The sequence below is a fragment of the Nocardia albiluteola genome (assembly GCF_018860155.1).
Lineage (GTDB): Bacteria > Actinomycetota > Actinomycetes > Mycobacteriales > Mycobacteriaceae > Nocardia > Nocardia albiluteola.
In genome coordinates this window covers 182712-202873 of record NZ_JAHKNI010000014.1, presented here as the reverse complement: position 1 = coordinate 202873, position 20162 = coordinate 182712, and the positions used below count along the sequence as shown (strand labels likewise).

Genomic DNA, 20162 nt, shown 5'->3' with positions numbered 1-20162 from the left:
CGCTCCTCGGTTGAGTCCGCTTTCCAGACTCAGGGTAGTGCGAGCTGAGTAGTATTGTCAAACTCTGCTAGTGGGCCGGGCCAGTGGGGAGACCGATGGGAAGCTCGCCCCCAGGGAGGCCCGGTGGCGGTCAGCCGCCGCGACTGCGGCGAGCCGGTGCACGTGGAGGTGCGGTGCGCGCGCGGGTATCGCGTCGACCGCAAGTCGTGGACGATCGTGTCGAATCCGGTCGGCGACAGCTGGGCTGTCTTCGCCACCCACGGCGGCAGCCCGCACCATCCGGCGCGGTATCGCAATCTGATGGCGAACCCGCGGACCACCGTTGAGGCGGGCGCGGAAACGGTACCGGCCGTAGCCCGGCTCGCCGAAGGCGCGGAGCGCGAACGGATCTGGGCGCAACAGATAGCGCTCGTCCCGAAGTTCGCCGAGTTCGAGGCGGCCGCGGGCAGGCGCATCCCGGTCGTTGTGCTGCAACGAGTTCAGGGGAACGAAGCGCACACATAGCCGGGAGTCAGCAGTGGCGGGCACGGCCTCGAGCCTGTGCCCGCTCATCGGCATCAGCGCGCGTTCTGGAAAGTTGCGGTGGCTCCGCGTGGACTTGGGCCAACGCATGAGCTACCTGTCAAACCCGCCTACTCGCCCACGGCGAACTCGTGCAGCGCGGCCTGGGTGATGGTGCGGGCGGTGCGTTGGAGGCTGGCGATTGCCTGGTCGGTATTCAGGCCGCACAGGTCGGTAAGGGAGAACAGGGCGTCGGCGCTGACGACGGCCGCCAGGTCCTGTTTGAGCTGGATCAGACGCGCTGCGGCCGCCGGGGTGTCGGCGGGGAGCACCGGGTCGAGGGCCTCGTCGATGAGCCCGAAGCGGAAGCCCGGACGTTCGCGCGCCCGGGGCGGATTGACGACGGTGGCGGCGATGACGGCGCGGACCGAGCCCTGGTAGGCGACGACGCGCCGAAGGAGGAATTCCGTGGCGAACTCGAGGCGCGCCAGCGGATCGGTGTTCCCGACGACCGGCTCGAGGGCCTCGGCGGGTGTGGGCCAGGTCCCGGTGAGGGCGGTGTTGATCAGTTCCACGAGTTCGGAGAAGTGGCGGTAGGCGGTCGCGTCGGAAACCCCGGCCTTCTCGGCCACTTCCGGCATCGTCACCGCCGAGCCCGAGGCCATCAGCTCGCGGCAGGCATCGATGAGCGCCGCACGCGTGCGGCGCTTCTGTTCGGTGCGGGTCACCCTCTCGCCCTTGGTCATCGCGGGCCGTCCTCCTCGTCGGTGGTGCTGGTCGCTCGATTCTGCACCAGCCCGAATGTGCGAGTGTCAGCGCAACCCATCTTACGCGACTTCACTTGCGTGAGTGAACTCGCGCGAGTAGGTTCTTGCTTACCGCAACACGAGGAGTGACACATGGCAGAGGTATCGGTCGTCGGACCCGACGGTGGCGAATCGATCGGCATCGGGACCACCCGGGTGCGGATCCTCGAGGACGGCAGCAACACCGAGCACCGGCTCGGGATGGCGGAGATCATCGTGGCGCCGCACACCGACGGGCCGCCGCAGCACCGCCACGCGCGGCACGACGAAGGCTTCTACGTCGTGTCCGGAACGGTCACGTTCACCGTCGGCACGGAAAAGCACGAGGCGCCGCCCGGGACGCTGATCATGGTCCCGCCGGGCGCGCCGCACACCTTCGCCAACCTGACCGACGGCACCGCAGTCATGTTGAACACCTTCACTCCGGATCTGTACGTGCAGTACTTCCGCGACCTGCGGGACATGATCGCGGCCGGCGGTCAGCCCACCCCGGAGGCGATCGTCGGGGTGATGCGCAACTACGCGACCGAACCCGCCACCGAACACGCCTGATTCCCACAATCGACCGGAGTGCCTTCATGACGACCACCCATTCCGTCCGCCTCGACGACGGCGATTCCGTAGAACTCACCGTGATCACCTACGGCTCGGGCCGGCCAGTGCTGCTGCTGCACGGCGGCGCGGGCCCGCAGTCGGTCACCACCTTCGCCGAGAAGCTGGCCGCCGCAGCGCAAGTCGAGGTCCTGGTGCCGGTCCACCCAGGCTTCGACGGCACCGCCCGCCCGGAGGGGCTCACCACGATCGCCGGGCTGGCCCGTCTCTACGCGGCCCTGCTGGACAAGCTGGAGCTCCACGGCGTCACGGTCGTCGGCAACTCGATCGGCGGCTGGATCGCGGCCGAACTCGCCCTGCTCGCCGCTCCCGGCGTCGCGGGCGTCGTCCTGGTCGACGCCGCGGGCCTCGACCTCCCGCAGGCCCCGATCGCCAACTTCTTCGGTCTCACCCTGGATCAGGTCGCCGACCTGAGCTACGCGAACCCGGACGCTTTCCGCATCGACCCCGCGCAACTGCCGCCCGAGCGCCAGGCGATGATGGCCGCCAACCGCGAAACGCTGCGCGTCTACGGCGGCACGACGATGACCGACCCGTCGTTGCTGGGACGCCTGCCCGATGCGACCACCCGGGCCCTGGTGGTGTGGGGTGCGGCGGACCGCATCGTGCCGCCCGAGCACGGCGTCGCCTACGACGAGGCACTGCCGAACTCGCGCTATGTGCTCATCGAGACCGCGGGTCACCTGCCGCAGCTCGAGACCCCGCAGCAGCTGCAGGATCTCCTCGTAGAGTTCACAACGTCCGTGAACGCCGAAAACGCTTAATTAGCACCACTTTTCAGAAAGTGCATCGCTGGCATCTAGGTACCTCGACCGCCGCGATCACGGTGCCTCATCCGCCCACCACAAAAGCCGTCGAACCGACGGCTGGTAGTCGTGGCCAAGTATCCGGGGCCGAACGAGCCCGAGTGATTCGAATTGCTGCTCGACCCGGACGTGCGGGATCGGATGGATAGCGCAGGCTCATCGTGTTCGCCGGTACTGCGCCGTGATGTCGTGCGAAGATGTGAATCGCCGCCCCGATGCATACGCATCGGGGCGGCGAATTCCGGTGTGCGACTGTGCAATCAGGCGATCAGGGGTGCACCGACCGGGAGCTGTATCTTGCCGCCGATACCCTTGGCTACTCCGGCGGCCGAGGCGTACCAGGCGGTCAGGGCGGTGATCACCCCGATGTAGCCGCCGAGCTTGACCCAACCGGAGCTGGTCGCGAAATTCCCTGCGAACAGCACGATCTCGGTCAGTTCCAGGGTGAGGAAGACCGCGAAGACCGCCATGTTCACCTGCAGGGCCAGGACCATCATGTAGGTGTTGAAGATCGCGAAGGCCAGCAGGATCCAGCCGAGGTCGTGCGAGGCCTGCGCCGCGGTGGCGTGCGGCGCGACGAGCCGCGCCCACAGGCCCAAGCCGATCCAGAAGCCGCCGTAGGTGGAGAACGCGGTCGCGCCGAAGACGTTCTTGTTCTTGAATTCCCACATGCCCGCGAGTAGCTGGCACAGGCCGCCGTAGGCGAAGGCGTAGCCCACCCAGGCGTCGCCCGACGCGGCCGTGGCCCAGCCGGCGTTGACCGCCGATAGCAGGAATGTGGTCAGGGCAAAGGCGCCCAGACCCAGCGGTCCTGGATCGGCGATCGAGGGAGTGGACGGAGCAGTGCGATCATCAACGCTCATGATGCATCCTCTGGAAAGGTGGCTCGCTTGGCCGGCGCCACGCCGGGCGCAAACAATCCGCGGTGCAACGCCCCTGTCAGGGTAACGCCGCCCCGTTCCCGAAGAGACCGGTTTGCCCGTTCCGGATCGGTCCGTCAGGCGGGTCCGGAAGTGGTTGGCGGGGAGGGGAATGCATAGGCCTCGACCTCGGCCAGGTAGCGCGCCCGGCGCGGCTCGTCGTGCTCCAGGAAGGCGGCGTTGAAGGAGTTGCGCGCGAGATCGCGCAGCTGTTCCTCGTTCAGCGCGAGCACCTTTCGCACCGCGTCGAAATTGTCCCCGGCGTATCCGCCGAAGTAGGCGGGGTCGTCGGAGTTGACGGTGCACATCAGACCCGCATCCAGCATCGCCGGGAGCGGATGGCGGTCCAGGGTGTCCACGGTACGCAGCCGCACGTTCGACAGCGGGCACAGCGTCAGCGGAATTCGCTCGCGCACAAGGCGTTCGACCAGCGCGGGATCCTCCATGCAGCGCAGCCCGTGGTCGATGCGCTGCACGCCCAGCACGTCCAGCGCCTCGGTGATGTAGGCGGGCGGGCCCTCCTCGCCCGCGTGCGCGACGCGGTGCAGCCCGAGCTCGGCGGCGGCCGCGTAGACCTCGCGGAACTTCGCCGGGGGATGCCCGACCTCCGCCGAATCAAGGCCCACCCCGGCGATCCGGTCCAGGTACGGCTCGGCGCTGCGCAGCGTCTGCATCGCCGACTCGGCGGATTCATCGCGCAGGAAACACAGAATGAGCTGAGTGGACACCCCGTGGGTGCGTTCGCTGTCGCCCAGCACCCGCCACAGGCCCTCGACCACCGTGCCCAGTGCCACTCCGCGCGAGGTGTGGGCCTGCGGATCGAAGAAGATCTCCGCGTGCCGCACTCCCTGCGCCGCGGCCCGGGTGAGATATGCCGCGGCCAGATCGGCGAAGTCCTGTTCGGTGCGCAGCACCGCCATCAGCTCGTAGTACAGGTTCAGGAACGACTGCAGATCCTCGAACGCATACGCCGCGCGCAGTTCCGCGGCGTTCGCATACGGCAGGTCGATGCCGTTGCGGGCGGCCAGGGCGAAGGCCAGCTCCGGTTCGAGGGTGCCTTCGATGTGGAGGTGGAGTTCGGCTTTGGGGACGGGCATCGGCGTATTCTACGTTCCACATATCCGCAGGTCCGCGTTACCCCACAGCCGAATCCGCGGCGGGCATCGGCGGGAGGATGAAGCGCAGTTCGCCGCGCCGGGCGACCGAGAGCTTGCGATACACCCGGGTCAGGTGCTGCTCGACCGTGCTGGGGGTGATGTGCAGGGCATCGGCGATCTCCCGATTGCGTCGCCCGAGCGCGGCCAGGTCGGCGACGCGGCGTTCGGCCGGGCTCAGGGTTTCCACGCCGCTGGGCGTCAGGCGGACCTGCGGTTCGGTCGGCGGACCGTCCGTCGTCGCGGGCGGTTGCACCGGTCGTATCAGCGCACCGTGGCTTTTCGTCGGCGCGCTCGTGGGCGTGCCCGGCGCAGTGGCGGGGTCCGGTGTGGTGCGGAGTGCGACCCGGCCGGGTGCGTCCGATCCGCAGGCCACGGCCAGTCGCGTGGCCTCCCGCAGCAGCGGCCTGGCCTTCTCCGCATCGCCGACCGAGCGATGCGCACGGCCCAATTCGGCCAGGGCGGTGGCCAATTCGAGTCGATCGTGGCCGGACCGGGCCACCGCCACCGCATGCCGCAGCAGCGACAACCGGCGGTGCGGGTCGCCGGTGGCGGCGAGCAGCCGCAGCGACGCCGCGCCGCTGTGATGCCGATCGGGCCCGCCGATCAGCTTCAGATGCATGGTCGCGAAGGCCTGCGCGCGCCGCGGCTCCCCGGCCTCGACGTAGGCCGCGGCCATGTCGTTGCGCCAGGGCATCAGCCACGCGAAGTCCATGTCCCACTGGTGCGTCAGCTCGCCGCAGCGGCGGAAATAGCGCAGCGCCACCTGCGGCTGTCCGGTCGCCAGGCAGTGGTGGCCGTAGGACTGCAGATACGGTAGGGCGAAACGGGATTCGAACATCGCCCGCGGCACCGGGCGGCAGAGCTGCGCGCTCGCCTCGGTATGCCTGCCCTGCGCGGTGAGCGCCCGCACCAGCACCGCGATCGGCCGCCCGGCCCAGACCCCGAGATGCTCGGCCGGAACGAGATTCAATGCCTGCACCGCGCTGTCGATCGCGCCGGTGAGATTTCCCTTGCGCAGCAGGGTCTCCGCCCGGACCGCCGCGAAGATCGAGCGCCAGGTGGGCGCGCGCCGGGCCTGCGCCTCGGCCAGCAGCGAGGCACACCAGGCCTCCGCGGTATCGAGCCGATCCAGGTGGATGAGACAGTCCACCGCCGCCACCAGCGCCTCGACCGTGGCCGAATCGAGGCGGTGGGCGGTCAGGATGCGCTGTGCCAGCGCGCCGATTTCGGCGGGCGGATGCTGCACCGACAGCGCGGTCAGCAGCCCGGCGACGGACAGCTCGGGAGTCGCCGGGGTCTGTTCGCCGGGCTGCTCGAGGGCGTGCGGGCCGGATCGGAGATGCCGCGCGAACAGCGCCCGGTGCCGGTCGACGTGCGCGGGATGGGTGTATCGCAGCCAGGTGCAGAGGAATTCGACCCGCGCGGTCGCCGCGGGCGGCCCGGGTGGCTCCTGGGCCAGGCGCGCCAGCGCGTGGTCGGCATGCTGGACGTGCCCGTGCCACAGCATCTGCAGGGTCGTCGCGGGGAGTTCGGCGTGCGGTAGCCGCCCGCTGTAGAGGGCCGCCCGGAGTCTGGCGAAACTCCTGGTCCGGGTGGAGGGGGCGATCCGCCATTCGACCGCGACCTGCCTGGAGGCGATCGCCGCGCGGTCGTCCGCGCGGCGGCTGGCGCGATAGGCGAGCTCGAGCCGCTCTGCCGCGCAGTCGAGTTCGTCCCGTGTCAGCGCCTCCGCCGCGGCATCCAGCAGCACCTGCGTGGCCCACGCGCCGCGTGCCTCCCCCGCCCGGGCGAGGTGCGCGGCCACCGTCGAGGCCGGAAATCCGTTCCGGTGCAGCAGTTCCGCCGCGCGGGCGTGGAGCTCGCGCAGCTCGGCGGCGGACAGGTCGCGCAGCACGTGGGCCGCGAGCGCGGGATGGGTGAATCGTTCCTGCTCGATCAGCCCGGCCGCGCTGAGCTGCCCCAGCGCGCCGCGCATTTCGTCGGGATCCGCCCCGGACAGCTGCGCCGCCAGGTCGACGGTGCTGGCGGCATCCAGCACCGCGACCGCGCGCGCCGCACGCAGCCGCGCGGGATCGGTGCCGCGGAGCAGGGTGGCCAGGCTCGCCGCGTGCTGGTCGGACTCGTCGGATCGTCGGGTCCGCACGGGACGGGGTCCGCGCGGATCGGCGACGATCGGTGTCCGGTCTCGGTCCCGAGCGACCGATCGCTGCATATTCGGTATCCCTTCGTCGAACTGGCGTGCCCGACTGAGGGGACGACGCGCCCAGCGGCGCGTGGGTGGGGGAGCGGCATCGTTGCAGCGGGGCGCGACCAGGACGCCCGGGAATTCAGCCGGTGCACTACGGTATCGGCGGTCAGAAGGCGGCAATGCCGAGCCCGCGTGTGAATTATGCTACACGTCAACGTGTTTGGTATGCATATCGGCGCCCACGCCGACCAGGTCGGCCGATTGCCGCCAATACGCCAGGCACGCCGCGGAGCTGTCGTCGGCGGCCAGGAACACGATGCTGCGGGCCGTGTCGAGCCGGCCGGCGGCCGATGCGCCGAGGTAGGCGTGGATCGGCGCGGCGGTGTGGGGATCCCCGGCGGCCGGATCGATCCCGGACACCGCGGTTGCGGGCAGGCCGAGCCGCCGCGCCAGCTGTTCGGGGAAACCGGGCAGCGGTGCGGGCGCGAGCAGCAGGGCCCGTCCGGTGCTGAAATCGCAGGGGCTCAGGCCCTCCTCGGCGAGACAGGCCCGTACGACGCGTACCGCGGACGCTAGCGGATCGCCGTGGCCGGTGCGCACCGTCAGCGCCGAGCGGCCCGCCGCACCCGCCGCGTCCAGGTCGGCCCAGGCGGTCGGCTGCACCGGTCCGAGCTCCTCGGTGGTGTGCAGGCGGCCGAATCCGCCCGCATCGGAGGAATACCGCACCAGCAGCGCGGCCCCGCCGGTGCTGTAGGGGAAGCCCGCGACGGCCCGCTCGGTGGAGGGGTGGGTATCGCCCGCGACGACCAGCGCGTACTCGAATTCGCCGGGGCCCAGGAAGGTCTGCGCGACCATGAGCGCGTGCACGCATCCGGTGGCACCGTTCATGAGATCGAAGGAGAACGCGGGAATCCGCCCGGTGCTGTACTCCAGCCCGATCCCGAGCCGCTTCTGAATCAGCGCGGCGACGGCCGGTTCGGAGATGTTGCTGTCCCGGAAGACCCCGGCGTTGATCACCAGCCCGACCTGGTTCGGCGACACCCCGGCGCGCTCCAGGCAGGCGCTGCCCGCGCGCGCGGCCAGCTCGAAGTAGCTGCCCGTGTCGGCGTCGGTGCAGACCGCCGCGGAAACGATGGCCGTTTGTCCGGCAGTGCTCATCTCAGGCCTCCAGACGGGAGATGGTGGCGGCGAGGTGCCCGGACACGATTCCGGAGGCCTCCGGAATGAGCAGCACCTTCGATCCGCGCGGAATCCGTTGCTGGGCAAGGTGTTCGTGCAGCACGAGAAAGTGCGAGGTGGAGGCGGTATTGCCGAATTCGTGCATGACGTTGAGCGCCTGCGGCATCGGGGTACCGAAGTGCTGTTCGGACAGGCGGCTGATGTGCTCGATGGCCGGGCCGCTGAACTGGTGGTGGATCCAGTAGTCGTATTTCTCGCTCTCCCAGGTGCGTCCGGTCTCGGCGAAGAAGTCCGACATCCGCGTCAGGCCCTGGGAGTAGCGCTTCTCGCTGGCCAGTTCACGGTTGTCGGTGTACATCGCGATGCCCTTGGACTTGTCGCTGGGCATGCCGAGGCAGAATTCGGCGCCGTAGGCGGTCGTGGTCAGCTCGATGTAGTGGATCTCGTCGTTGTCGTCGCCGCGATCGTCGACCACCACCGCGACGGCCGCGTCGCCCACGGTCAGGGCGGCGAACTGTGGATCGTAGGGCTGGCTGATCTCGCGCATCGCGGTGTCGGAGATGGGGGTGATCTGCTCGCCGCTGACCACCAGGCCGTTGCGCACCACCCCCGCCTTGATCATGCGGTCCAGCACCAGCACTCCGGTCATCATGCCGGCGCAGGCGTTGGACAGGTCGAAGGCCAGGGCCCGGGTGGCGCCGATCGCGTTGCGCAGCATGAGGGCGAATGCCGGTGCGTAACAGAACAGATCGGGTCCGCGGAAGCGGGTGATGGATACCGAGATCACCACGTCGATGTCGTCCGCGGAGTAGTCGGAATGCTCCAGGCAGTCCTGCATCGCCCGCACCGCCAGCTCGAACGACGATTCGTAATCGTCGGGGTCGGAATTGTGCACGCGCCGGTTCTTGATTCCGGTGATTCGCTCCAGATCCAGGGATCTGGGCACCGCCAGACCGGCGATCAATTCGTCGGTGGAGCGGACGGTGCTGGGTGTGTACGCACCGAGTGATTCGAAACGTGTACGCATGGCCCCCTACTCTCTGGATCGTTTTCGGAGTGTGGTCGAATTCTGGTGCGGCGAGTAAATTCGGCAGAAAGATATATTCGATGCCGGCGCCGTCGTTATCCAGTAGCCCCAGTGCCGACTCGGACAATACCAGGCGCCCGGCGGTTGCGCGTCGCTGCGGACGACGCTCCGCGGCCGGTCAATCGTCCTCGAGGCGGCCGGATTTCGCGGCCGCAGGGCCTTGATCAGCTGGGACTACCCCCTTTCGGGTATCGCTCGAACAAATGAATAGGGGGGTGGATAGGGGGTGATCGCCGACATTGTTTGGTACCGCTCGACACGTATATATATCTGCCGAATGGAGGCGTTTCGCGCTATCGGTGGCGGAGGCTTCGGACGGGTGGTACCGTCGCCTTCAACCGATTCTCATGTATTCGCACCCATCCGCAGGGGGAAGCGTGTGCAGTATTTCGTCTCGATCTCTCTCGTGTTCATGAAATCCACTTCCCGGGCCGGGGTGAAAAAGGCCGGAGAGGCATTATGACTGCCACCGTTTACTGGCGAGCGCTCGATCGGTTTCGCGGAATTGTTGCCGAATATCCCGATCGGGAGGCGGTGATCTTTCCCGCCGGCGGCGGGACCGGGCCCGTGCCGGAGTACGACCAGCTCACCTACGCCGAACTCGACGACTGGTCCGATGCCATCGCCGAAAGACTCACCGCCGCAGGGGTTGCGCGCGGGACGCGGACCATCGTGCTGGTGACCCCGGGGCCCGAGCTGTACGCCGTGCTGTACGGATTGTTCAAAATCGGGGCGGTACCGGTCCTGATCGATCCGGGCATGGGATTGCGGAAGATGTTGCGCTGCCTGGCCGCCGCCGATGCGGAGGCGTTCATCGGAGTGCCCGAGGCGCAGGCGGTGCGGATCATATTCGCCCCCTACTTCCGTCGCGTCCGTCTGTCCGTGACGGTCGGCAGCCGCTGGTTCTGGCGGGGGCCCACGCTCGCGAGCTGGGGCCGCAAACCCGTTGCCGCGGTACCGGTTCGCGATCCCGCGCCCGACGCGGACCCGCTGCTCATCGCCTACACCACCGGCAGTACCGGCCCGGCCAAGGCCGTGGTGCTCACCCACGGCAACATCAGCGCGATGATCGACCAGGTGGATGCGGCGCGCGAGCGCATCGCGCCGGGTACCTCGCTGATCACCGCGCCCGTCGCGGGAATCCTGGAGCTGCTGCTCGGATCCCGGTGCGTGCTGCCGCCGCTGATTCCCTCGCGGGTCGGCGCCACCGATCCGGCGCATGTGGTGGACGCGGTCGATCGATTCGAGGTCCGCACTCTGTTCGCCTCACCCGCGGTACTGATACCGCTGCTCGAGCATCTGCGCGAGCGCGGCACATCGCTGCCGACCCTGCGGAGCATCTATTCCGGCGGTGCGCCCGTACCGGATTGGTGCATCGTGGGCCTGCGGCAGGTGCTGCGCGAGGACGTGCGCGTGTATGCCGGATACGGTGCGACGGAGGCGTTGCCGATGTCGACAATCGAATCGCGCGAACTGCTCGGCGGACTGGTCGAGCGCGCGCAGGGCGGTGCGGGGGTCTGCGTGGGGCGTCCGGCGCAGGACGTCCGGGCGCGCATCGTCCCGATCACCGACGGTCCGCTGCCCACCTGGGCCGATGTGCAAGCGCACGAGGATGTTCCGGGCGCGGCGGATCCCGCCGGCGATCCCGGCATCGGGGAGTTGGTCGTCGCGGGGCCGAACGTCAGCGTGCGGTACTTCTGGCCGGAATCGGCCAATGCGGTGGGCAAGATCGTCGACGGCGATACGGTCTGGCATCGCACCGGCGACCTGGCGTGGATCGACGAGCAGGACCGGATCTGGTTCTGCGGCCGCAAGAGCCAGCGCGTGATCACCGGTGACGGAACGATCTTCACGGTTCGGGTCGAGCAGGTGTTCAACGTCGTGCCCGGGGTGAAGCGCACCGCGCTGGTCGGTGTCGGCCCGCGCGGCCGGCAGCGGCCGGTACTGTGCGTGGAACTCGCCCCGGACGCCGACCGGGCGGCGGTAAACACCGCCCTACGCCTGCGCAGGGCCGAATTCGCAGTCGCCGCACCGGTTTCGGAGTTCCTCTACCACCCCGGCTTCCCGGTCGACATCCGGCACAACGCCAAGATCGGCCGCGAGAAGCTGGCGGTCTGGGCCGAAAGGCGGACACGGTGAAAACCACGGCTCTGCGGGCAGTTCCGATCCTGGGCTGGCTCTACCTGCTGGCCGGACTCGTCGCCGCGCTGCTGGGCCGGGCCCCGGCCAGCCGGGCGTTGCGCGCGGTCTGGTGGGCCGACGCCCTGCTCAGCACCGTCGGACACGCCGCCCAGATACCCATCGCGCTGGCCGCGGACGAACTTGCCAGCCGCTCAACACCTCCTCGCTGGCGCTCGTCGGCGTTGCGCGGGCGCGCCGTGCCGATGGTTCGCTCGCAAGCTCGCTCACGCGTCCGTACCGCGGTCATGACCCAGATCTTCGGATTGACCTGGTGGCGAACCGGTTCCGGTAGCGAGCCGGAATTCGGGAGCACCGCGCACCTGGACGGAGCGCTGTGATGCGCGCGCTGGTCACCGGGGCCTCCGGTTTCCTGGGCGGTGCGCTGGTGCGCCGGTTGGTCCGCGAGCAACGCGGTGAGGTCGCGATTCTGGTGCGGCGCAACAGCAATCTCGCCGATCTGCGCGAGGTGATCGACGACGTGCGGGTGGTCACCGGGGACCTCGCCGACGCGGCATCGCTGGAGCGGGCCGCGGCGGGGGTGGACGTCGTATTCCACAGTGCCGCACGGGTCGACGAGCGCGGGAGCCGGAATCGGTTCTGGGCCGAGAACGTCTCGGCCACCGAGCGGCTGCTGAACGCGGCCCGCAGTAGTGGGGCATCGCGTTTCGTGTTCATCTCGAGCCCCAGCGCGCTGATGGACCGCGACGGCGGCGATCAGGTCGACATCGACGAGTCGACGCCCTTCCCGCGGCGCTACCTCAACCACTACTGCGAGACCAAGGCCGCCGCCGAGCGCCTCGTGCTGGCGGCGAATGCGCCCGGATTCACCACCTGCGCGCTGCGGCCGCGGGCGATCTGGGGTGTGGGGGATCGGTCCGGGCCCATCGTGCGGCTGCTGGGCCGGGCGGCCGCGGGATCGCTCCCGGACCTGTCGCTCGGCCGCGACGTGTACGCCTCGCTGTGCCACGTCGAGAACATCGTGCAGGCCTGCATCCTGGCCGCCGACTCGCCGAACGTGGGCGGGCGGCCGTATTTCATCGCCGACGCAGAGCGGACGAGCGTCTGGGAATTCCTCGGGCAGGTCATCGCCGAGCTGGGCTACGCGCCGCCGGGCCCCGCCCTCGATCGGCGGCTGGTGGAGGCGCTCGTCGCCGTCATCGAAACCCTCCGGCGCATACCGTATCTCGCCGAACACTGGTCGCCCCCGCTGTCGCGCTACACCGTCGCGGTGATGACCCTCACCGGGACCTACGACACGGGGGCGGCCACAAGAGATTTCGGCTACGCACCGATCGTGGACCGCCAAACCGGAATGACTGCGCTGCTCGACTGGATGCGTGCCCGCAGCGCGCGTCCGGAGACGCGGCACTGAGCTCTGGGAACCGTTCGCCGAGCCTCCGCGGGATGAGTGTCGGGTGCGCGCTGCGCGCCGGACGGCGTTCCGAGGCCGGACAGGGGGCGCCCGGCGGTGGGAACCGCTCGCTGAGGTCTCCGGAAACGGCGCACCGACCGGCGTAAAGGCGACGATACCGCGACTTGTGTTACGCGGAGTACCGATTACCATGGACGGCAACCCCTCCCGAGGAGGGCAGCTGAATTCGCGTTGCCCTCCTTCGGGACGGCGGTGCAGCCGTAATGGCATGCAGAACGCACTCAACGAGGAGAGCGCCCGATGCCGGTATTCGATTTCCATGGTGTGCCTGTCGCATACGACCAGGCCGGGTCGGGCGACCCGATTCTGTTCCTGCACAACATCGGCGGAGATCGAACCATCTGGTCGGCACAGTTCCGGGCGCTGCGGTCCACCCACAGCGTCTTCGCGATGGATCTGTTCGGCTTCGGGGAGTCCGGCATCCCGGATTCGGGGTACACCGTCGCCAACTATCTGCGGCTGGTCTCCGAATTCGTCGCCGATCGCGGGCTGCGCGATATCACCCTGGTGGGGCACTGTTTCGGCAGCGCGCTGTCGCTGCTGTACGCGCGGGAGAATCCGCAGCGGGTCCGTTCGCTGGTGCTGAGCAGCCCGCTGACCGCGGCGACCCTGCGCCCGACCTCGACCGGCTGGGCCGCCCGCGCGGCGGGCCGGCTGCCGATGGACGCCCTGGCCGGCGCCGTCCGGTTGCCCGGTGTGGCCGCCGGGCTGGTGGTGCGCCAGCAGCTCGGCCCGCGCGGTCGCGAGATGGGCGCCGAGCCGTTCTCCGGGCTCGCGCGCCGGTGGTCGGATCGGCGCCGGCTGCTTCCGGCCGCGGCCCTGGCCCGTGACCTGCCACGCCTGGCCGAGCTGGACGACTTCCGTCCCGGGCCCGCATTCCCGCCGATCGTGACCATCTGGGGCGCGGACAACCGGATCCTGTCCCCGCGGGCCGGCGCTCGCCTCAACGCCACCCTCGCGCCCGTACGAGCCATCACCCTGCCCGGCTGCGGGCATCTGGTGATGCTGGAGGCTCCCGAAACCGTCACCGCGGCAATATCTTCTGCCACCAGTTCCGCGTTGGCGGGTTGAGTCGGCCCGCTCCGTCCGGCCGCCTCGAAATCGTCGACATCACCTCCGGATGGCGATGCCCTGTGTCACAGTATGGATTCGATCGATTGTCAAGATCAACATCCGGCACTACCGTGGCTAACGTCTAGCATTCGCCCCGGTAGGCTGATCGAGGAGGCGGAGATGCGCGCTCGCGCGGCGGTGGCAGGAATGTTCGCGGTGGGCGCATGCCTCCTGGCGACGCCCGCGTGGGCGGATCCGGTGCCGAACGCGGCGCCCATCGGCAACGTGCTCCCCGGTGTTCCGGACCGGACGTCGATCTCCTTCCGGGCGGACGCGCTCGGCTTGGAGTGGGGAACACCGAACGAGAACGAATCGCGCACCGGCCTGTCGATGGTGAAGCTGTACATCGTCGACTACGCGCTGCGGCACGGCGACGGCTCCGGCCAGGACCGGCAGCTGGCCGAGCGGATGATCCGGTACTCGGACGACTCCGCGGCGAGCGCCCTGGCGGCCAGGTATCCCAACGCGATCGACGCCGCCGCCGGCGAATACGGCCTGCCCGCAACCCATTCCGGCGAGTCCTGGGGTAGCTCCTACACCAGTGTCGCGGACATCACCAAGTTCCTCGACGCGAAGGTCCGGACCGATCCGAACTCGCCCATCCTGGCCTGGATGCGCGAGGCCGCTCCGGTCGCCGCGGACGGCACCCAGCAGAACTGGGGCACCTCGCGCCTGCCCGGGGTGAACGGAAGTAAATGGGGCTGGTCGGATTTCGGCCCGCAGGACGTCGCCTCGGCCTCCATCGGCCCCGGCTTCACGGTCGCGGCCCACACCCACGGCAGCCCGGACGACCAGACCGCCGACGTGCTCGGCGCGCTGACCGGAACGATCCTCGGTGTGCATCCGCCGTTCCCTGTGCCATCGACGGGATCCGCCCGCCGCTGAACGCCTTTCGGCCCAACGGCCCTCTTGCGGAAACCCTTCTCGTACATAGGTTCTCGCATCGACGCAGCCGCCCCGCGAGATCAGATGCGCGCACCTTTGGCCCGGTTACAGGACCGGCACAGCACCTGGAGGTTTCCCGGGCTCGTTGCCCCGCCGCGGCTGAGCGGGATGATGTGATCGAATTCCAGGTAGTGGGTGGCGCCGCATTCGATGCAGGCGCCGCCGTCCCGCCGCCACACCTGCGCCTTGATCTCCGGCGGAATCGCGCGGCTGTCGCGGCGGCCCGGGGCCAGGGTGAGCCGCTTCGCCACGCGCAGCGCGCCCTCCAGCGCGGCCGCCGCCAGATCCGGATCGTCGACCTCGAATTCGGCGCCGCCGCGCGCCGAGGTGGCCGCGATCGCGACCGAGTGGTCCGTCGCGGACACCGAAACGATGCGCGACCAAGGCATTTCCACACCGGCCTCGGGACCTACGAAGCGCAGCTTCTTGTTCGAGCAGATCAGCCGCCCGTCGGTGCGTCGCTCGCCACGTGCCAGGACTCGGATGCGGGTCGCGGCGATGTCGAGGTGCACCCGCTCCTCGGGATCCAGATGGAGTCCCTCGATGCGGACGGTGGGTAGCTCGCCCGCACGCAGCCGGGACAGGACGCGGCCGCGTTGCATGCGCCGCCGCAGCTCCTCCACCAGGGGACCGGACAGCGCCAGCGCCGCGACCCCCGCCTCGAAGTCCGCGACATCGTCGCCGGTGATCTCGCCATCGGCGAAGGCCGCGAGCCGTTCGATGTACGCCAGCCCCGGCCCGCGCAGGGCCGCTCGACCATCCTCGGCCCGAATGTGCCGGTGGCGCAGCGTGGTCCACAGCTCGTCCCAGTCCTCGCCGCGCGGCCCGGTGCCGGTCAGCACGCGCCACGCTCGGGCGCGCCAATCGCTCAGGTACTCCTGGATCTCGGCCGCGCAGGCCCGGCACGGCGCGGGTGCGCCCAGCACCCGCCACCCGCGCCTGCGCCCGCATCGGGGGCACACGCGCGGATCCTGTGGCGGCAGCGGTGCGGTTTGGGCGGTCCACTGTGTTCCGTCCCACCAGCGAAGCACACCATCCTCGGGGTGCCAATCTGCCGTACCGGGATTCGGCGGTGGGGGAGTGGGGCTTTCGGTTATCCGATCGCCAAATCCGTTTCGGCGCAGCGAGAGCCGGTCCGCCGCTCGAATGCCCTCACCTGAGATTCCGAAATCCGCGAGCATATCGGCCAATTCGTCCCACGAGCCGTCGACCGGCCGGAACCACCACCGATCCCCGCTGCGGAAGAACTCCGCCAGCAGCGCCGCCCGTATCGGCCCGGCATCCGCCGGGAACGACGACGGGCCGATCTGCTCCGCCGCACCGAGCCGACCGCGATCCCCCGGTGCGACAGCGTCTCCTGGCGAGGGGGCGACGGCTCGCTGTGACAGGTGAGGTGCCGCATCGGCAGAGGCCGCATCGCAGCGGGCGACCAGACCCGCGGCATCCAAGACCTCGACCGTCAGCCCCGATACCTCGGTGACGGCTCCCTCGGGCGCGGAGACGCCCAGGACGATGCGCGCCACCTCGGTTTCGGTGCGCGGCAGGGAAACCGAGAGCCTGGCGGTGCGTGGCTGTGGCTCCTGGTCCAGCGTGACCGCCTGGGACGGATGGCGGGGTGCGTTGAAATACACCGCATCGCGCGGGGTGCGCAGCACGCCCTGCTCGGAGAGCAGCAGCGCGTGCGCGTCGAGTGCGTGCGCCGACCGCCACGACAGCGATACGGTCAGCAGCGAGGTCGGAACCGGCGTCGCGGCGTCGTCGGGGGATGTCATCGTCAGCGAACTATGCCAGGCGGCACCGACACGGACCGGCGTGGACGATGAGCGCGCGGCCGGTGCGGCACGATGGCACCATGACCGATCCGAAGCGCAAGCCCGCCACGCCCCGCGTGCCCGGTGCCGGCGACCTGATCGCCGCGGCCCAGACCGCCGCCGAGGCGGCGCAGCGGGCCGCCGGGCAGGCCCTGGACGCCGCCCAGGCGACCGCCGGGCAGGCCTTCGATACCGCGATCCGGCTGCCACCCGCCTCGGTGCAGCTGGCCGCGCAACTGCCGGACCTGATCGCGAATCTGTCGACGGCCATCGATCGCCTCAACCGCACCATCGATCGCCTCGACCGCACCCTGGCCCTGACCGACCCGGCCTTCGCCGCCTACGACCGCCTGCTGCCCCGCCTCGAGGCGATGATCTCGATGGGTGAGGACCTCTTCGGCCGCCTCGGCCGCCTGCCGGGCGTCTCCATGCTGGGTCGCCTCACCGGCGGGCGCGAGGCCCCCGTGGAACCCGACCCACCGAAGCGCGGGCGCGGGCGCGGAAAGTAGTCCATTCGCCGGGCACGCGTGTCGTGACCGCGTGGTGGTCTGTTCGTCGGGGTGCGTCACGGCCGTCCGGCGAGGGCCCGCTTTCGCGCGACCAGCGTGACGGCGCGCAGGGCCGCGGCCGCCTTCAGCACCATCTCGTGGAACTCCTGCTCGGGGTCGGAGTCCAGGACTATCGCGCCGCCCGCCCCGATCCGCCAGCGGCCGTCGTGCCGGACCGCCGTGCGGATGACGATATTGAGGTCGGCCGCGCCGCCCAGGGCTAGGAATCCGATAGTGCCGGAATAGATTCCGCGCGCCTCGGTCTCGAGGCGGTCGATGATCTCCATGGTGCGCAGCTTCGGGGCGCCGGTCATCGACCCGCCCGGGAAGCAGGCCCGCAGGCAGGCCACCGCGTCCACGTCGGGGCGCAGGCGCCCGCGGATGGTGGTCACCAGTTGATGCATCGTGGTGTAGGTCTCCGCGCGCATGAGCGCGGGCACGCGTACCGTGCCCAATTCGCAGACCCGGCCCAGGTCGTTGCGCAGCAGGTCCACGATCATCAGATTCTCCGCGCGCGTCTTGGGATCCGATTCCAGTGTGCGGCGCAGGATTTCGTCCAGCTCCGGGGTGGCGCCGCGGGGCGCGGTCCCCTTGATCGGCCGCGACTCGACCGTCCGGTCGCGATCCACCTTCAGGAAGCGCTCGGGGGAGGAGCAGGCGATCTCGGTCTCGCCCAGGCGCAGGAACGCGGCATAAGGGGCGGGATTGGAGCGGCGCAGCACGCGGTAGACGTCGAGGCCGTCGCAATCCTGCTCGACGTGGACGTTGTCGGTGAGGTTGACCTCGTACGTCTCGCCTGCCCGCAGCTGGGTCAGGACGTCCTCGATATCGGCCAGATAGCGCTCGCGGCCGCGAACGAGCCCCGCGTGCACCTCCCGTTCGTCGGTGGGCAGCTCCAGGCCGGCGAGCGTCGACCGCTCGGGTAGCTCCGCCAGCACAGCGCGGGTGGCGGTGAGCCAATCCCGGCCTCCTGCAACGTCTTTCGGCGTCGCGAGCGCGATCAGGTGGGTGCGCTCGGCGACGTGGTCGACGACGATCAGGCGGTCCGCGAAGATCCACTGCGCATCCGGCGCGGGCGCGCGGTGGTGTGCGGCGCCGCCGCAGTCCGCCTTCATCTCGTAGCCGAGATAGCCGACGTAACCGCCCGCGAAATCGAAAGGCACATCCGGGAATTCGATCTTCCGATCGCGCAGTTGTATTGCCAGGTAGTCGAATACGGTGCCCGGAACAATGTGACGGCCGTCGTGCCGGTCGACCTCGACCCTTCCCGAACCGACGCGGTACCGCACCACCTCGGCCAGCGGCCCGCGAGCGTCCCCCAGATAGGAGAAGCGATCAAGTCCCGGCTCGGCGTGCGTGCTGTCCAGCCAGAACGCGTGCTCGGCGTTGCGGTACAACGCCAGGAAGATCGCCTCGGTGTCGATCGCGCGCCCGATCGTCTCGTGCAGCACGCTCAGCGCGATCGTCTCGTCCGCGGCACGCGGCGGCGCCACGGGCGATCCGCCCGGCCGGGTCCGTGCGGTGCGGGGGGCAACGGGCGTGGTCGTATCGCCGGGCCCGGAGGCGCGGACCATGGGGGCGCCGGGCGTGCGGTGCGGGGCGGCGTACGCCGGGCGTGCATGTCCGGCGGCCTCGTGGCCGTCCGGCCCCGTATGTCCCCCGGGGAGGGGTGTGCTCATGGGGTTCACCGTAGTCGGCGACCCAGTCGTCGCACGCATCGGATATTGAGGGCACATGCCCGCAGTTTCTCGCGGCGCGTGGGGCACAATGTGGGACATGTCTGTGGTGCAACCGGCCGAAGTGGATCGCGACGTCGTGGATTTCGCGGTCATCGGGAAATGGATGGACGAGCAGGGGCTGCCCGGCGGATCGTTCGAGGGGGTGATCCCGCTCGGGGGTGGCACCCAGAACATCATGCTGCGCTTCGCCCGCGGCGGGCGGGAGTACGTGCTGCGGCGTGGGCCCCGGCATCTGCGCGCCAAGAGCAACGAGGTGATCCGCCGCGAGGCGCGCCTGCTCGGCGCCCTCGCCGGCACCGGGGTCCGCGCGCCCGAGGTGATCGCGGCCTGCCCCGACGAGTCGGTGCTCGGCGCGGTGTTCTACCTGATGAAGCCGATCACGGGGTTCAATCCGCAGAACGAACTGCCCGAGCTGCACGCCGGCGATCCGGAGATCCGCCGCCAGATGGGTCTGTCCGCGGTGGAGGCCATCGCGCGACTGGGCGCGGTCGACTACGAGGCCATCGGGCTGGCCGATTACGGCAAGCCCGACGGCTTCCTGGAGCGGCAGGTGCCGCGCTGGCTCGGTGAGCTCGAGTCCTATTCCGCGAACGACGGCTACCCGGGCCCGCAGCTGCCGGGCCTGGATCACATCGGTGACTGGCTCGAACGCCATCGCCCCGCGGCGTGGACGCCGGGAATTCTGCACGGCGACTGCCATCTGGCGAACATGATGTTCCGGTTCGACGGCCCGCAGGTGGCCGCGATGGTCGACTGGGAGATGTCGACGATCGGCGATCCGCTGCTGGACCTGGGCTGGCAGATCGCGACCCGCCCGGAACCCGGCACCACCGGCGCGGCCTTGGTCGGCAAGCTCGGCGAGGCGGGCGGGCTGCCCACGCCGGAGGAGATGATCGCCCACTACGGCCGGTTCTCCGACCGGGATCTCGGCCACGTCACCTGGTACACCGTGCTGGCCTGCTTCAAGCTGGGGATCGTGCTCGAGGGCACCTATGCGCGGGCGTTCGCGGGGAAGGCGCCCAAGCAGGTCGGCGACTTCCTGCACGCCATCACCCTGGAGCTGTTCGAGAAGGCCGGGCGTCTGGCCGAGTAGCGGCCGAGGCGTCTGGATCTCGGCGGTCGATGGCAGTATATCTA

General features: G+C 69.8%; 18 protein-coding genes. 10 read left to right on the top strand and 8 right to left on the bottom strand.

The features are described 5' to 3' along the window. The first annotated feature begins 123 nt into the window (after nt 1-123). Nucleotides 124-504 (top strand): nitroreductase/quinone reductase family protein, encoded by a 381-nt coding sequence (locus tag KO481_RS33705; protein WP_308166867.1) that lies wholly within the window; start codon nt 124-126, stop codon nt 502-504. A 128-nt stretch (nt 505-632) separates the two neighbouring features. On the opposite strand, the gene KO481_RS33700 is transcribed toward KO481_RS33705, so the two are convergent. After that, on the bottom strand, nt 633-1247 hold the full coding sequence (locus tag KO481_RS33700) for a TetR/AcrR family transcriptional regulator (protein ID WP_215922537.1): 615 nt from the start codon (nt 1245-1247) through the stop codon (nt 633-635). A gap of 153 nt (nt 1248-1400) precedes the next feature. Between KO481_RS33700 and KO481_RS33695 the strand changes: the two genes are divergently transcribed. Further along, on the top strand, nt 1401-1859 hold the full coding sequence (locus KO481_RS33695; protein WP_215922536.1) for a cupin domain-containing protein: 459 nt from the start codon (nt 1401-1403) through the stop codon (nt 1857-1859). 26 nt (nt 1860-1885) lie between these two features. Then, entirely contained in the window at nt 1886-2683 is a 798-nt protein-coding gene (locus KO481_RS33690; RefSeq protein WP_215922535.1) for an alpha/beta fold hydrolase, read from the top strand. Nucleotides 2684-2985: 302 nt separating this feature from the next. Here the strand turns inward: KO481_RS33690 and KO481_RS33685 are convergent, their stop codons facing one another. From KO481_RS33685 to KO481_RS33665, 5 genes are all read right to left on the bottom strand, one after another. After that, nucleotides 2986-3588, bottom strand: a complete 603-nt coding sequence (locus tag KO481_RS33685; protein WP_215922534.1) for an acetate uptake transporter — start codon at nt 3586-3588, stop codon at nt 2986-2988. Nucleotides 3589-3722: 134 nt separating this feature from the next. Then, complete coding sequence (locus KO481_RS33680; RefSeq protein ID WP_215922533.1) at nt 3723-4742, bottom strand: adenosine deaminase; 1020 nt, start codon at nt 4740-4742, stop codon at nt 3723-3725. Between the two features lie 37 nt (nt 4743-4779). Further along, nucleotides 4780-6945, bottom strand: a complete 2166-nt coding sequence (locus KO481_RS44535; RefSeq protein WP_215922532.1) for a helix-turn-helix transcriptional regulator — start codon at nt 6943-6945, stop codon at nt 4780-4782. Nucleotides 6946-7194: 249 nt separating this feature from the next. Continuing rightward, nucleotides 7195-8148 carry a beta-ketoacyl-[acyl-carrier-protein] synthase family protein gene (locus tag KO481_RS33670; RefSeq protein WP_215922531.1) on the bottom strand — a complete coding sequence of 318 codons (954 nt, stop codon included), beginning with the start codon at nt 8146-8148 and terminating at the stop codon, nt 7195-7197. 1 nt (nt 8149) lies between these two features. Next, nucleotides 8150-9196: a 3-oxoacyl-ACP synthase III family protein gene (locus tag KO481_RS33665; RefSeq protein WP_215922530.1), complete on the bottom strand. Its 1047-nt coding sequence runs from the start codon at nt 9194-9196 to the stop codon at nt 8150-8152. 519 nt (nt 9197-9715) lie between these two features. Here KO481_RS33665 and KO481_RS33660 point away from each other — a divergent pair. The 5 genes from KO481_RS33660 (at nt 9716) to KO481_RS33640 (ending at nt 14867) form a co-directional block, all read left to right on the top strand. After that, nucleotides 9716-11395, top strand: a complete 1680-nt coding sequence (locus tag KO481_RS33660; RefSeq protein ID WP_215922529.1) for a fatty acid CoA ligase family protein — start codon at nt 9716-9718, stop codon at nt 11393-11395. Then, nucleotides 11392-11775, top strand: a complete 384-nt coding sequence (locus KO481_RS33655; RefSeq protein WP_308166866.1) for a hypothetical protein — start codon at nt 11392-11394, stop codon at nt 11773-11775. Before KO481_RS33660 ends, KO481_RS33655 begins: the two co-directional genes overlap by 4 nt. Then, the gene (locus KO481_RS33650) at nt 11775-12809 is read left to right on the top strand and encodes an NAD-dependent epimerase/dehydratase family protein (RefSeq protein ID WP_215922528.1); all 1035 of its coding nucleotides are present in this window, start codon (nt 11775-11777) and stop codon (nt 12807-12809) included. The genes KO481_RS33655 and KO481_RS33650 overlap by 1 nt, the downstream gene beginning before the upstream one ends. Before the next feature lie 300 nt (nt 12810-13109). Further along, nucleotides 13110-13940 (top strand): alpha/beta fold hydrolase, encoded by an 831-nt coding sequence (locus KO481_RS33645; protein ID WP_215922527.1) that lies wholly within the window; start codon nt 13110-13112, stop codon nt 13938-13940. Between the two features lie 162 nt (nt 13941-14102). Then, nucleotides 14103-14867 (top strand): serine hydrolase, encoded by a 765-nt coding sequence (locus tag KO481_RS33640; protein WP_215922526.1) that lies wholly within the window; start codon nt 14103-14105, stop codon nt 14865-14867. An 80-nt stretch (nt 14868-14947) separates the two neighbouring features. On the opposite strand, the gene KO481_RS33635 is transcribed toward KO481_RS33640, so the two are convergent. Then, nucleotides 14948-16699 carry an HNH endonuclease gene (locus KO481_RS33635; RefSeq protein ID WP_215922525.1) on the bottom strand — a complete coding sequence of 584 codons (1752 nt, stop codon included), beginning with the start codon at nt 16697-16699 and terminating at the stop codon, nt 14948-14950. An 80-nt stretch (nt 16700-16779) separates the two neighbouring features. On the opposite strand from KO481_RS33635, the gene KO481_RS33630 reads away from it, so the two are divergent. Continuing rightward, nucleotides 16780-17247 carry a hypothetical protein gene (locus KO481_RS33630; protein WP_215922524.1) on the top strand — a complete coding sequence of 156 codons (468 nt, stop codon included), beginning with the start codon at nt 16780-16782 and terminating at the stop codon, nt 17245-17247. A 56-nt stretch (nt 17248-17303) separates the two neighbouring features. Here KO481_RS33630 and pabB read toward each other — a convergent pair whose 3' ends face one another. Further along, a complete protein-coding gene (gene pabB / locus KO481_RS33625) occupies nt 17304-18965 on the bottom strand; it encodes an aminodeoxychorismate synthase component I (protein ID WP_245401855.1) in 1662 nt (553 codons plus the stop codon). A 97-nt stretch (nt 18966-19062) separates the two neighbouring features. Here pabB and KO481_RS33620 point away from each other — a divergent pair, with 97 nt between their 5' ends. Beyond that, on the top strand, nt 19063-20118 hold the full coding sequence (locus KO481_RS33620) for a phosphotransferase family protein (RefSeq protein ID WP_372452164.1): 1056 nt from the start codon (nt 19063-19065) through the stop codon (nt 20116-20118). The last annotated feature ends 44 nt before the right edge of the window (nt 20119-20162 follow it).

Coding starts and splice junctions, on each gene's coding strand:
- KO481_RS33695 (WP_215922536.1), top strand. CDS start 1,401: ATGGCAGAGGTATCGGTCGTCGGACCCGACGGTGGCGAATCGATCGGC.
- KO481_RS33670 (WP_215922531.1), bottom strand. CDS start 8,148: ATGAGCACTGCCGGACAAACGGCCATCGTTTCCGCGGCGGTCTGCACC.
- KO481_RS33680 (WP_215922533.1), bottom strand. CDS start 4,742: ATGCCCGTCCCCAAAGCCGAACTCCACCTCCACATCGAAGGCACCCTC.
- KO481_RS33630 (WP_215922524.1), top strand. CDS start 16,780: ATGACCGATCCGAAGCGCAAGCCCGCCACGCCCCGCGTGCCCGGTGCC.
- KO481_RS33645 (WP_215922527.1), top strand. CDS start 13,110: ATGCCGGTATTCGATTTCCATGGTGTGCCTGTCGCATACGACCAGGCC.
- KO481_RS33690 (WP_215922535.1), top strand. CDS start 1,886: ATGACGACCACCCATTCCGTCCGCCTCGACGACGGCGATTCCGTAGAA.
- KO481_RS33665 (WP_215922530.1), bottom strand. CDS start 9,196: ATGCGTACACGTTTCGAATCACTCGGTGCGTACACACCCAGCACCGTC.
- pabB (WP_245401855.1), bottom strand. CDS start 18,965: ATGAGCACACCCCTCCCCGGGGGACATACGGGGCCGGACGGCCACGAG.
- KO481_RS33620 (WP_372452164.1), top strand. CDS start 19,063: ATGTCTGTGGTGCAACCGGCCGAAGTGGATCGCGACGTCGTGGATTTC.
- KO481_RS33685 (WP_215922534.1), bottom strand. CDS start 3,588: ATGAGCGTTGATGATCGCACTGCTCCGTCCACTCCCTCGATCGCCGAT.
- KO481_RS33650 (WP_215922528.1), top strand. CDS start 11,775: ATGCGCGCGCTGGTCACCGGGGCCTCCGGTTTCCTGGGCGGTGCGCTG.
- KO481_RS33635 (WP_215922525.1), bottom strand. CDS start 16,699: ATGACATCCCCCGACGACGCCGCGACGCCGGTTCCGACCTCGCTGCTG.
- KO481_RS33640 (WP_215922526.1), top strand. CDS start 14,103: ATGCGCGCTCGCGCGGCGGTGGCAGGAATGTTCGCGGTGGGCGCATGC.
- KO481_RS33660 (WP_215922529.1), top strand. CDS start 9,716: ATGACTGCCACCGTTTACTGGCGAGCGCTCGATCGGTTTCGCGGAATT.
- KO481_RS33700 (WP_215922537.1), bottom strand. CDS start 1,247: ATGACCAAGGGCGAGAGGGTGACCCGCACCGAACAGAAGCGCCGCACG.